A 12,643-nucleotide genomic window follows, 5' to 3' on the forward strand; every position below is an offset into this window, starting at 1 on the left:
GTGCAACACAAAGTTCAGTGGACAGAAGTATCGGGGCGAGAAGCAAGTGCGAGCATGGTCGAGAAGACTTCGAACGGCGAGTGAAATGCGTGTGTGGCGCGAGGTCGACCGTTGAGGCTGTCGGCGATGGCGTCAAGGTCATCCTGGCTGTAGACGGAGAGATCCGTGCCCTTGGGCAGATACTGGCGTAGCAGACCGTTGGTGTTCTCGCACGTGCCGCGCTGCCCGGGGCTGTGAGGGTCGCAGAAATAGGCCTTTACGCCGGTCGCAGCGGCGAGTTTGTCGTGACACGCCATTTCCTTGCCCTGATCGTACGTCAGGCTCTGCCGTAGCGGCGCGGCGATGGAATTCAGTTTGGCAGAGAAGCCCGCAAATGCCGAGTCAGCCGTCGCATCGTCCGTCCGGGCAAGCAGCACGAGGCGACTGGAGCGTTCGACCAGTACGCCAACGGCAGAAGCATTATTGGCGCCCTTGATGAAGTCGCCTTCCCAGTGCCCCGGCATCACGCGATCATCCACCTCAGGCGGGCGCATGTGAATGCTGAGCCTATCGGGGATCTGGCCGCGTCGGTCCTTGCCTCGACTTCGTGGCATGCGATCGCTGCGATGGTGGCGCAGGCAGGCGATGAGCTGGCGACGCAGTTCCCCATACGGGTGGGCGTAGATAACTGTTACGTCTTAATTGACTTTGGTGACTTGACGAAAGCTAGTGTTCCCGAGGTTCTTGAGAAAGCGAATTTTGCTGTCGACTATCTTAAGCAACTGGGATACCACCGGATAGTGGTCGCAGGGGGATCGATGCCGGCCTTCGTGAACGAAGCCGTCGACGAGCCTGACCATGTCGGGACCATCCATCGGATTGAAATGCTCGTGTGGAAAGCAATGCAGCGCGCTAGAAACGATCCTGGGATTATCTACGGTGACTATGGCATACGAAACCCGGCCGCAATGGACGGCATAATTTCAAAACACAACAACGGCAAAATTCGCTACACAATCGCAAACCAGTTCTTCATCTTACGCGGTCGGTCGAAGCAACTTGAACGACTCGGATTGCAACAAAAAGCGCTTTCGCGACTCCTCGCTTCATCAGGCCACTATATGGGCGCTGCCTTTAGCTGGGGCGACCGGACGGTCACTGTGGCTGCCGATCCCGAATCGGCATACATGGGCGGTCCAACTCAATGGATTGGCATCGATTCAAATCATCACATCCACGCTGTGCTCGCAGAGATATTCGAGCATCAAACGCAAATTTCCGCAGTCGAAGCACGGACAATCGGTTGATCGTCGATCCGGCAGAGAAGGATTTCATGCTTTTCGACAAACTCAGTTGAAAAATACCTCTCAAAGACGTCCAAAGCCCGCCCCATGCGGGCTTTTCGTTTCTGGCGCTCCTTGGCACCTACGTCCGTCCGGAGTGGTCCATTGGCTGAATCGCATTGATGGGCGCCCCGGGCCGGCGGGCGTGGCTCGCGATGGACGCGTCGATGGAACTGGATGAACTTCAATTCGTCCGCGAACCGGCTCGTGAAGAACAGGAAGTTGAAACGGCATCGATGCCGCTCGACTTCTCGGGCCTTGCAACCCGCCATTAGCATAGGTCAGGTCAGGGCCGGTCCCGCGCTCAAGCCGTGACAGTGGCGTCTATGCCAGGACGCCACTTCAGCATGTCACGAGGTTTCCCTTATTCGTGCGATCTGGCGCAGTAGTTCTCAAGGGCGGGGTTGCACCGTCTGGCAGATGACGTCGAGATCAAAAATTCGCGGTCACCTGCGCCACGAGCTTCGTGGGAGCCCGATCAGATCGCAAATGGGCGCACGAGGACCAAGTCGTATGAGACGTCTGCTTATCTTGCCAACATGCTGCAAGGTCTCGATCTCCACGCCCGCGAACTGGGTGTAGGACGGAGATGCCACGTTCGGACCAAAACACTCCTCATTGTCAATTTTCGTGTATTGCACACGACCTTCAGTCCTATTGGCGACTACAAGTTCGCTGCGGCGTGGAAGACCTTTTCTATCACGCGTTGTTTGCTGCCACCTCTGACACGGCGTAGGGCTAAGGCCTGTCCTCATATTATTGAACTTTCCTTATCAAATAGGCGGCGGGCAGCAAGCAGTCGAGATCTACGCATCGCGTTACCACACTGATATCTCTTTACAAGCTATCTAGATGGTAGGTTTATCCCAAAAAAAATAAAGGGTCCAATCATAACGTGGCGACACCTTGGAGCAAACACGGCTACTGGCAGTCGCGTAGTTAGGAGCCCGGCAGCAAAGGCTTCGAAATACACGCATTGAAAAAGTGTAGTTGGGTCGGGCGCAGGGTGCACACGTTCTAGTTGTTGACTTTTATGGATACAAACCGTGATTGATAGGCAATGGAACCCGCTGGTTCAATTTGATGAATGCGGATTTAAAGATGGTCGAGATGGTGAAATGACGGCGACCATGCACTCAAATTCGTCCATCTCGTATGTTGCCAATGCAATAGCTCTGCATCCGTTCGTCCTTGAAAGTGATCAGTCTACTCACCCGTTTAGTGGGTTCGCTGCATTTATGGGGTGAGGCTATCCTTCCGATCGGGCGCTTTCATGTTGGAATATTCTTCCAAAGTTCGATAAAAGCGATCTTGCGAATTTCGTATTTAGGATAGCTATTGTTGAGATGACTAAGATCAATATAAAAGATCTTCCAGATTGTTCTGAGCTGTTTCATCGCATATTGAATCTCGAGCAGGGCCATGCCGAAACGCGTGAAGCGTCGCGAGAATTTGTTGAATCTGTGCACGCTGCGTACCGAGATACATGCCAGTCCAAAGTGCGCGATTCGGAATTTGATGTCGATGATGCTGAGTGGCTGGTCAACAAGCTGACAACTTGGGCAGTCGACTGGCAATCGAAAAGATCGATATCCATTAGAGATGCCGATCGTGATGTCGTCGCGCGGTTCGTCACCGAACAGTATGCTCCCATTGGGCTGGCTCCTGGCTCCGTGCTGCAGAATATTGCGAATGCTGCAAATTGCCACGAGCCTATCGCCGCGCATACACACGCGGCACACGCATGGCATATTGGTGGGTTTTCGTTCGCAGACAATCACAGTGCGCTGTATCGACAATTGCTGGAGTGCACCGGCCAGTATCTGCCGAAGATAGAATCACCGACCTTCATCGCTCGCGCGAACGTAACTCCTGCGTCGTACACACTCGCCGCCTACCGCCTAGCATTGTCATTGTTTCCGATGAGTAGCACGCCGGAGATTCTCGGTAGCGCACTCTTCGAATTATGTGTGCCCGTTTCGCCGCTTGTCGACGCTGCACTTTCTCAAAACGAAGCGTTGCACGCGCACCCATACATGCTCGCGCGGCACGATGCATCGCGAATTAACGCGCATGGGCATATTGAACGGGCAATCGGCATTGCGCTTGACAGTGCGGTGGAGAATACATCGAAAATCGCATCGCGTGTCGCGCTGGGTCTCTGGACCTCGATGAACTTACTCGATGCGTGGCAAGACGAAACTGCGTGCCACATTCAGAGCCGACTGCTTGATCCAACGGTCGGGATGATCGAGGTGATACGTCGAAAGTCGCGCTTCGCGGTCGGATATCACAATCGGCTTAAGCTAGCCGATCATCCGTTCGACGAATATGTAGTGAAGGATCCAGAGCATTTCGTGGAGGATCTTGCGCACTCACGTTGGATCGTACCTGGTAAGCCCGACGAGAGTCTGCTGCTCACCCGTCTTACGGCGTTTGGCGGGCCGATGTTCCGTGTCTTTTCCGAACAGGAAATTGCCGTAATACGTGCGTGGATCGCATCGCTGCGCGCCGATTCGTGCAGCGCTGGAGCGGAGCTCAGTGCGAATATCACCGTCACCTGTGCCGGTGAGGCCAGCGCTTGGGCATGCAGCATCGCACAGTCTCGGTTCATTGAACAGGACCCCCACCCGGGCAATGCTCGCCACTCGCGGGCGAAGCAGGTCGGCGCACGTGAGCTCTATCACCGGATGCTCAATCACGAAGCTTATCCGGATGTATTCGACGATGCGGGCGTGTTCGCTGAGACGTGGCTCGCTCGCTCGTTCGCACTCTCAGAACGTGGGCCGAATGCGATTCCGTTCTTGCGGTACACGCGTGAGAGGCTGCGCGGCTGGTTCGAAAACAAGGCGTTGCTGCAAGCACGGTCTTACGCGGGGCCGACTCACAAGATCGACAAGTCGCGAGAGCAGGTGATTGACGAGGCAGTCCAACTCTGCCCGATGATCTTGGTCGACGGCGGTTGGGTGCAGCGATGGACGAATGCGAGCCACGTCGATACGAATGTCGGCATGCTCCTATGGAAAATCTTCTCCGACGAGATCGGCAATGGTGACCCGCTCCTCAATCACGCGAACATATATCGGGACCTGATGCGGCAGATGGATGTCGAACTACCCGACTTTCGGACGCGTGCGTTTGCTGAGAGTGATTTGTTTCTCGACGAGTCGTTCGAAGTACCCGCGTTCTGGCTGTCTATCTCGCAGTTTCCGCGTCGCTTCTTACCGGAGACGCTCGGACTAAATCTCGCGATGGAACTTTCAGGTGTCGGCGGTGCGTACCGCACCGCGCGCGATGAGTTGCGCCATTATCGGTTTGACACAAGTTTCGTGGATCTGCATAACACGATCGACAATGTGTCGACTGGCCATTCCGCGATGGCACTTGAGGCGATTGAGCTCCACCTGGACGCGGCGCTGTCGACTGCGAATGGGGCGGCGGTCGATGTCCTATGGCGACGCGTGTGGACGGGATTCTGCGCGCTTGCGATACCACGGCGAACTTGGAAAGAGTTGTTCGCGAAACCTACTTACCCCGTTTGAAGCACCCACGCCGTTGCTGTCACATGCACTACCGAACAAGGACCTGAGAGTGAATTCACACGTTATTGGCATTTCGTTCGGCTATCACGACAGCGCCGTCGCGATTGTTTGGGACGGGGAAATTGTTGCCGCTGCACAAGAAGAACGCTTCACTCGCGTGCGGCACGACGCCAGCTTTCCAATAAACGCGTTGCGCTTCTGTCTGCATCGAGCCGGCGTTTCACTTTCCGAAGTCCGAGGTTTGTTCTACTACGAGAATCCCGTCAAGAAATTCGATCGAATTGTGTCGACATACTTCGGCTTCGGTCCGCGCGGGTATGCATCGTTCATTTCCGATGTGCCTGAATGGGTTACGCGCAAGCTTTACGTTAAGCGGTTGATTCGTCGAGAACTGCAAACGGCGTTCGGCAAATCATCCCTAATGCCGCCGATCCACTACGTTGATCATCATGTCTCGCACGCGTCTGCAGCATTCTTCCCGAGTTCGTTTGCTGATGCCGCCGTGCTCTGTGTCGACGGCGTCGGTGAGTGGGCAACAACGAGTGCATGGATTGGTAGGCGCAACGAGTTACATCCGGCTTGGGAAATTCGCTTTCCCCATTCACTCGGCTTGCTGTATTCGGCGGTAACGTATTTCTGTGGCTTCAAGGTCGACTCCGGCGAGTACAAGCTTATGGGGCTTGCTCCATACGGGGAGCCTATCTACTACGACAAGATCGTCGACAACCTTATCGACTTGAAGCCGGACGGTAGTTTTTGGCTGAACATGGCGTATTTTGACTACGCTGTCGGCGACTGCATGGTCACTGACAAGTTTGCCGAACTTTTTTGGAGGCCCGCGCCGCGAGCCGGAAGGCGTTATTACAAAGCGCGAATTTGATCTCGCCGCGTCGGTTCAGCGCGTGCTGGAGGAGGCAATGTTGCGGATTGGCCGATCACTGCGAAGGCAGACAGGGCAGCGCAACCTGTGTCTTGCGGGCGGCGTCGCGCTCAATTGCGTAGCGAACGGTAAGCTGCTCGGCGAGCGCGTGTTCGATCGAATCTGGGTTCAGCCGGCAGCGGGTGACGCTGGCGGGGCTCTCGGCGCGGCGCTCGCTGGCTGGCATTTGCAATTCGGAGGCGCTCGAACGGTGGGCTCTTCGGACCGGATGCAATCGACATTGCTCGGCACGTCATACAGCAATGCAGAGATCGAGGTTGCACTCAATGCACACGGCGCGGTGTACGAGAAGTTGAGTGACGCAGAACTGCCTGATTGCGTCGCGAATTTGCTCGCGCAAGGCAACGTCGTCGGCTGGTTCCAGGGGCGTATGGAGTTTGGCCCGCGCGCGCTCGGCGCGCGCTCTATCCTCGGTGACGCGCGCAATCAGACGATGCAAAGCGTGATGAATCTGAAGATCAAGAACCGCGAATCGTTTCGGCCCTTCGCGCCTGCCGTGCTCGCGGAACACGCACACAACTGGTTCGAGCTCGATGTCGACAGTCCTTACATGCTATTCGTTGTCGGCATACAGAACGCGCATCGTAGGGTCATCACACAAGCAGAGCAAGCGCTGACCGGCATTGATTTGCTCAATTGCGTGCGCTCGACAATCCCGGCCGTTACCCACGTCGACTACTCGGCGCGAGTACAGACGGTCGGTAAGGATTCGAACCCACGCTTTCGACAATTGCTTGAAGCATTTTATCGGAAGACAGACTGCCCGATCCTCGTTAATACGTCGTTCAATGTTCGGGGTGAACCCATCGTTGAGACGCCGTCGAACGCGTACGTCTGTTTTATGCGTACACAGATGGACTTCCTCGTCGTCGGTAACTATCTGCTGCGCAAGGCAGATCAGCCAGCCCTCGAGGAGGAGGGCGACTGGCGCACGCAATTCGCCCTCGACTAGATGGTGGGTACTTTTTCGCAAATCCCAATAGATTGGACTATTCATGAGACCGTTCTTAAATTATTTGCTTCTGTTCGTGCTGTCTCTACTGTATTTCCTCGTCGTTGTACCTGCGGGTATGTGTACGCGAATCGTCTCCGATAAGCTGCGTCTGCGTCTGCGTCGTGACGATCGAGCGGCAACTTATTTCCGAGTGCTCCAGGCATCTCACCCGAACTACGGGTGTGAGGGGCGTCGTGGTGTGGAGCAGTTCACCACCCGCAATTCTTGACCACGAGATTTCGGAGATCGAATGAACCGGCGCGCATTGACACACGATGAGGCTGTACGCGAGGTTTACCGGCTTACGCCACAGATACGAGAGTACGACGAGTTCATGTATCTCGGCGTTCGGTGGCTGCCATACACGATGTTTTTCCATCACAAGAACTACCGATCCGACGTTATCAACACGGACGAGCTGGGGTTTCGGCTTAGCACATATGGCGATGCGCGCGACGTTAGCGTCGGGAATCTGCCCAAAGGACGCGCAGTGAATCTACTCGTTGGGGGATCGACCGCGCTCGGCACGGGCGCGACCGCCGATGCGTCCACGGTCGCTTCTCGCCTGTCCGCATGGACGGACGAACCGTGGCTGAATTTCAGCGGGCGTGGCTACAACGCCGTACAGGAGGTGCTGATGTTCATGATGCACCAACATCGGTTCGAGCAGATCAATCACGTCGTCGTTCTTAGTGGCATCAACACACTCGCGCTCGAGGGGCAGCCGGACGAGCTTGCGACCGATCATGGGCGCTACTACTACTCGTTTGAGTACCCGCACTACATGAATCGGTACAACGACGACCTGAAGCGGCGTAAGCGGACGTACGCATCAGCACTCGATGGTCGGGAGAAAAACTTCATTTCACGGTACTTCAGCAAGCTGCTGGAAGAAGATAACCCAGCCGACGTCGTGATCACGGACGACAGCACAGACACCGATACGCGCGTAAAGCGAGGTGCTTGGGTCGTTTCGAACGCGATGAAGCAGTGGCAGCAGCTACTTGCGGGAACGAGCGCGAAGCTCAGCTTCGTGCTGCAGCCGATGTCGTTCTGGACACGCGACTACCTGACGTTAGACGAGGAAGAAATTTTTCATGCAATCGACAGTTGCCCAAACAATTTCTGGAGGCTATTCGCGAACATCCTTGGCAAGGAGATTCACGCGCCGTTCGCGAGCGGCATCCGTCAGGCATGCGAAGACCGGAAGATCAGATTTGCGGACATGAACGTGATGCTCCGCGACTCGCCGCTTATCGACAACTATCTGTTCGTTGATCGCGTGCACTTCAACGATAAGGGCTATGACGAAGTGGCGCGACTAATCGCGCGAAACGTGCTGTAAATACCTGTCAATTTTTTAACCGGGGCGACCCCATGAAACAGAAAAAATCAGGTCCGCTGGCGATCATCGCCGCGTTGCTTCGCAAACTGTTCAGGAAGAAAAGAAAGAAGCAGGAAAGTTCGATCTACCCGCTCCGTTGAACGGAGTTCGAAGAGAACCGACGCGCGTGTCCGAGTGTACCCAGTTGGCAGCGCGACATCACATTTCATTTGCGAGGCGTTGAGCGCCGCGCGGGCAGACAGGATAGAAATCTCGTGAAGATCTTTGCAATGAAGCCGGGCCATGACGGCGCCGTGGCACTCGTTGACGCGGCGGCCGGTAGGCTGGAGTGGTCGTTCGAACCGGAGAAGGACAGCTTTCCGCGCTACGAGGCATTCAATCCTTCGCAATTCGTGTTCGCGGCCGAGCAGATTGGCGCAATGCCGGACGTGTTCGCTGTTAGTGGTTGGGGTAAAGGTTCGCTGGCGGCTAATGCTCCTATTGGCGCAGGGTACTACGTATGGGCTGTCGCCATTCGAACAGGGCAAGCCGTGTTACGTGCTCGCGTGGGAGGGCGCGCTCGGGGACTTCTACCTGGTCGACGGGAAGCTCGACGTCCAGCACCTCGGCCGCGTGATGATGACGCCGGGCAACAAGTACGCATTTCTCTATGCGCTTGCCGATCCGACGTTTACCTTGCCGAAAGGCAAGCTGCGAAACGAAGATCCGGGCAAGCTGATGGCGCTGTGCGCATACGGCGCATCGGGTGAGATGACACCTGAGGAACGCGAGATTACTGAATTCCTGCTCAATCGCGATAGCATCTTGATGTCGCTGTCCAAAGACGACCTGCGTACGTCGAAATATTACAACATTGGGCTGGAGCATCCGGAATTCACGCGCCTCGCCAAGCGCTATTCGGATGAAATCTTCGACCGCTTCTATCAGTACGCGAAAACGCATCTGACGGAACGCTATCCGCTGCTCATCTCGGGCGGGTGTGGATTGAACTGCGACTGGAACACGGCATGGCTCAACAGCGGGTTGTTCGAGGACGTTTTCGTGCCGCCATGTACGAACGACACAGGCTCTGCGATCGGAACGGCCGTCGATGCGATGCGCGAGTTCACTGGGCGAGCGAAGCTCGAATGGGACGTGTATGCCGACCGTCCGTTTGTAGACGACACACCGGAAATGCCTGACGTCGACGTGCATCCGCTCGATCTTTCACGCGTCGCGGAATTCCTGGCGAAAGACAACATCGTTGCGTGGACGCAGGGGCGCTGCGAAATTGGTCCGCGCGCACTTGGTAATCGCTCGATTCTCGCGGCACCGTTCGCGCGCGGAACGTGCGAGCGCTTGAACCGAATCAAGAAGCGCGAGGGCTTCCGTCCGGTCGCACCGATTTGTATGGAGGAGGAGGTCTCGCGCCATTTCGATTGGACGGGTTCGTCACCTCACATGCTGTACTTCCAGCGGGTTCGCAATCGCGAGCTTGCCGCCATCACGCACGTGGACGGTACGGCGCGAGTGCAGACGGTGAACGCGCAACAGAATCCGCGCGTGCATGCGCTTCTCGCTCAGTTCCGCACGCTGACGGGTGCGGGCGTGTTGTGCAACACATCGCTGAACTTCAACGGCACCGGCTTCATCAACCGGACGAGCGATCTTTACCAGTACTGTAAGTCGACGGGAATCGACGGCTTTGTCTATGACGATAAGTTCTGCATCGTCCGCAAATGAGTCAAGCACCGCTTCGAGCCAACGACGGTCCGACGCGGTTTTCAATACGCTTCAGCACGCATCGCAAACATGGTCAAAAAAATTCTTTACGTGTACGCACCGGCTGGCCCGCCTCTAGACTACGGGTTTCCGAAGATTGCCCGTCGAGGGGATGTGCATACGTGCATTGTTAGTAAGCCATCCGGGTACAACCTCGAAATCTTGCGCAAGCACAGCGTGCGGCTGCACGATTTCAGCGACATGCGGCCGGATGACGGTTTCGAACAGGTGCGCGAGATTGCGAAGGCGCTTAAGCCAGACGTGGTATTCACGTTCTCTGAGTTTCTGCTGAAGTCGGTCTCCGAACTAGCCGCCGAACTGGGGGTGCGCGGCGTCGGTCCGAACATCGATCTCGCGCGTAACAAGGCGCTGATGCGCCAGCGGTGGCAGAATGCAGGCGTGCCGCAGCCGGCGTTTCGTGGAATCCGTTGCCGGGACGATCTGCACCTCGTTGCCGAGCTTCACTTTCCAGTGCTCGTAAAGCTCGCGTACGGAGCGGGTTCCATCGGCCAGCAGATTGTGCGGGAAATGGACGAACTCGACGGAGCAGTCGCGCGGCTGCTCGACGCGACGGACGCTGCTCGCCGCGCAGGCAAGCACGAATTCTCCGAACATTCTGGCTTCCCTCAGTTGATCGCCGAGGAGATCATTGATTCGACGACCGAGTCGTGGTATTCGGAACACGGCTACGGCGACTATCTGAGTGTCGAAGGGCTCGTGCGCGACGGCGAATATTTTCCTCTCGCAATGACGGGGCGTCTGCGCACGATCGAGCCGTTCACCGAACTCGGTAACGTCGCGCCATGCGTGCTGAGCGGCGACAAGAAGGCTCGCATCGTCTCGCTCGTGCGGAAAGCGATCGATGCGCTCGGCCTCGAGAACTGCGCGACCCACACTGAGATGAAGCTGACGGCTGACGGCGGCGTATCTTTCCTCGAGACGGCAGCGCGCATGGGCGGCGTCGCAATCGCAAAGGAAGTCGACGAGGTGTTCGGCATCGACTACATCGATCTCTTTCTCGATGTTCTGCTCGGCGAGCGGCGGCGCATCCCGACGTTCGAGGAGTGTGCGCCGCGCTGCGCAACGGCATCAGTCGCCCTGATCGGCTGTGACAGCAGCGGCAGCCCGTGGCGTGGGTCGAAGGTATTCGCGCCGGACGATGTTGACTGGAGCGAACTCGTCGAAGGGCGCGCAACCGTGAGTATCCAGCTCGCGCAGTCGGCTGAGTTTGGGAGCAAGATGACGCCCTACGATGGCGCCGGCGGCCTCCTCAATTACGCGGGACAAGCGTTTCTCGTCAGTGACACACCGGCCAACCTGAAGAGTGCTGCGTATGCGCTGATCGACGGCCTCGAGCCGCGTCTGCCCGACTACTCGTGACGACACGCACGGAACACACAACCATGAACTCGACCCCGAAGCGCGTCAGCCTTCTTCTGTGGATCGTCAACCTTTCGTCCATCGCGGCAAGCATTTTTAGTTACGTCTATCTGTCGTACATCGCATTTCAGAAGACGGGCTCGGTGATGCTGTCGGAGTCTGTGCTGCTCGCCCCGATGGTCGTTCCCGTCTTGTTGTGCCTCGTTATCAATGCGACCGCTGGCTCGCGTTCGCCGAAAAGCGTGCTCGCTTCGTTCAACTTTGCGGGCATGGTCGTCGCAGCGGTGACCTATGCGTTTGTGGACCGCTCTATCGCGGCGGCGGTTGTCGGCACGCTCGTCATTGGCTTTCTCGACGCGACGCAACGCGTCGCGCGAACTGTCGCCGTCAAGCGCTATTTTTCGACGGACGACATCAAGTACGCGCTGCCGATCACGTTGACGGCGCAGTTCATCGCGGGCGCGATCGCAGGCGTGGCGCTATCTTTCTATAAGTCGGAGATCACGCCCGCAATGGCAGGCGCGATTACGATCGCCGCATACGGCTTCGGCACAGTCGCGGCGCTGCTGTTGCCGAGCGCCACTGCGGAGCGTCAGTCTGCGATGCCAGCGAGCGCGCTGGGTACGCTCACACAACTGTTGCGGACATCGCCTACGCTGCAACGGCGCTTCGTCGCGTTCGTCATTCTCGTGAGCGTATATCAAGGCTTCTTTAACGTGTCACGCGTGACGTTGCCTACCTACGTGCTTGGACTTTCGCAAGCGTATGTCGGTTATCTGCAGATAATCAGCGCGACATCGGCGCTGTTCGCTGCGTTGTTGTTCGCGTATGCGAGCAAGCGGGGTGCGACGCTCGGGAAGACGCTGACGTTCGCGCTGAATGTGCTCTGCCTCGGCGCGATGGCGGGATCGACGGCGCTCAAAGACGTCACGGTCAGCTACACGCTGTACTTCGTCTATATGTTCGTCTGGGAGGTTTTGTTCTTCAAACACCAGGCAGACATCGTCGCGACAACGCCACCGGAGCATATGTCACTCGTCGCGACGTTCCAATATGCGAGTGTCTATCTCGGCATGATCATCGTCGGGTTCGCGGGTAGTTGGATCGCCCACGGCTACGGCTTGTTTGTGGCGTCGATTGTATTTGTTGTGCTGTACGTGGCGACCATGTTGTGGAACTCGTTACGGGAGAGTAGCGTCGTGATCGAGTCGTCCTACGGTCGGTGACCGATATGTGCAGTCTTGCAGGGCCGAGAGGGAAATAGCTCGAGCCAAGGCGATCCGCTGCTGGCATGTACCTGCGACTCAGTCGCCAAGGGCACTGCTATTCCTGATCGTAGTCTTCTGGCGCTGACCCGGC

General features: G+C 56.9%; 6 protein-coding genes and 3 pseudogenes. 8 read left to right on the plus strand and 1 reads right to left on the minus strand.

The genetic code is table 11. The annotated features are described in order from the left end of the window. Positions 1–14: 14 nt before the first annotated feature. Positions 15–665 (minus strand): annotated as a pseudogene (locus FRZ40_RS01130) (IS30 family transposase); the annotation flags it as partial. Here FRZ40_RS01130 and FRZ40_RS44880 point away from each other — a divergent pair. The 8 genes and pseudogenes from FRZ40_RS44880 (at position 606) to FRZ40_RS01170 (ending at position 12,510) form a co-directional block, all read left to right on the plus strand. After that, a complete protein-coding gene (locus FRZ40_RS44880; protein ID WP_240057176.1) occupies positions 606–1,286 on the plus strand; it encodes a beta family protein in 681 nt (226 codons plus the stop codon). The pseudogene FRZ40_RS01130 and the gene FRZ40_RS44880 sit on opposite strands and share 60 nt — an antisense overlap. Positions 1,287–2,368: 1,082 nt before the next feature. Next, entirely contained in the window at positions 2,369–2,569 is a 201-nt protein-coding gene (locus FRZ40_RS01140; RefSeq protein WP_147233025.1) for a hypothetical protein, read from the plus strand. Positions 2,570–2,668: 99 nt separating this feature from the next. Continuing rightward, a complete protein-coding gene (locus FRZ40_RS01145; protein WP_147233026.1) occupies positions 2,669–4,864 on the plus strand; it encodes an iron-containing redox enzyme family protein in 2,196 nt (731 codons plus the stop codon). A gap of 49 nt (positions 4,865–4,913) precedes the next feature. After that, a pseudogene (locus FRZ40_RS01150) lies at positions 4,914–6,756 on the plus strand (carbamoyltransferase family protein). 532 nt (positions 6,757–7,288) lie between these two features. Next, positions 7,289–8,143, plus strand: a complete 855-nt coding sequence (locus FRZ40_RS01155) for an SGNH/GDSL hydrolase family protein (protein WP_240057046.1) — start codon at positions 7,289–7,291, stop codon at positions 8,141–8,143. 269 nt (positions 8,144–8,412) lie between these two features. Then, positions 8,413–9,865, plus strand: a pseudogene (locus FRZ40_RS01160) (carbamoyltransferase C-terminal domain-containing protein). Between the two features lie 201 nt (positions 9,866–10,066). Continuing rightward, entirely contained in the window at positions 10,067–11,284 is a 1,218-nt protein-coding gene (locus FRZ40_RS01165; RefSeq protein ID WP_231516216.1) for an ATP-grasp domain-containing protein, read from the plus strand. Positions 11,285–11,307: 23 nt separating this feature from the next. After that, entirely contained in the window at positions 11,308–12,510 is a 1,203-nt protein-coding gene (locus FRZ40_RS01170; protein ID WP_147233028.1) for an MFS transporter, read from the plus strand. Positions 12,511–12,643 lie beyond the last annotated feature (133 nt).

The organism is Paraburkholderia azotifigens (assembly GCF_007995085.1).
GTDB lineage: Bacteria > Pseudomonadota > Gammaproteobacteria > Burkholderiales > Burkholderiaceae > Paraburkholderia > Paraburkholderia azotifigens.